Annotated in this window: 1 protein-coding gene; it reads left to right on the top strand. The window is 77.1% G+C overall.

Annotated elements, in window-relative coordinates; all coding sequences use genetic code 11:
* Window positions 1–924 (top strand): acyltransferase domain-containing protein (locus tag BBH68_RS00090; protein WP_141712936.1); only part of this gene is annotated, 924 nt, incomplete at both ends.

Genomic DNA, 924 nt, shown 5'->3' with positions numbered 1-924 from the left:
CGCGGCGCTGGCCGACGCCCAGCTGTCCCCCCGGGACATCGACGTGGTGGAGGCGCACGGCACCGGCACCTCGCTGGGCGACCCCATCGAGGCACAGGCGCTGATCGCCGCCTACGGCAGGCGGCGCGCCGACGGCGGCCCGCTGTGGCTGGGCTCGGTCAAGTCCAACATCGGGCACACCCAGGCCGCCGCCGGCATGGCCGGGGTGATCAAGATGGTGCACGCCCTGCGCGAGGGCCTCCTGCCGCGCACCCTGCACGTGGACGAACCCACCCCTCAGGTGGACTGGTCCGAGGGCACCGTGCGGCTGCTCACCGAGGCGCGGCCGTGGCCCGAGACCGGCGGCCCACGCCGGGCCGGCGTGTCCTCCTTCGGCATGAGCGGCACCAACACCCACGTCATCCTCGAACAGGCCCCGCCGGCCGAGGAGCCCGCCCCCGCCGCCGAGTTGCCGGTCGTCCCGTGGCTGGTGTCCGGGCGTGGCGAGGCGGCGCTGCGCGCCCAGGCCGCCCGGCTGCGGGACTTCCTCGCCGAGCGGCCGGAGGCGAGCCCCACCCGCGTCGGGTTCGCCCTGGCCGGCTCGCGCGCCGCGCAGTCGCACCGCGCCGCCGTGGTCGCCGCCGACCGCGACGCCCTGCTGGCCGGGCTGGGCTCGCTGGCCGAGGGGACCCCCGCCGGCCACGTCGTCACGGGCGCGGTGAACCCCGGCGCGACGGCGTTCGTCTTCCCCGGCCAGGGCTCGCAGTGGGCCGGCATGGCCCTCGCCCTGGCCGACGCCTCACCGGTGTTCGCCGAACACTTCCGCCGCTGCGCCGAAGCGGTCGAACGGCACACCGACTACACCGTGGAGTCGGTGCTGCGAGCCGATCCCGGCGCCCCCTCGCTGGAGCGGGTGGACGTGGTCCAGCCCGTGGGCCGTGATGG

Source organism: Streptomyces sparsogenes (genome assembly GCF_001704635.1).
GTDB classification, from domain to species: Bacteria; Actinomycetota; Actinomycetes; order Streptomycetales; family Streptomycetaceae; genus Streptomyces; species Streptomyces sparsogenes.
This window is presented reverse-complemented; position numbering and strand designations above follow the sequence as displayed.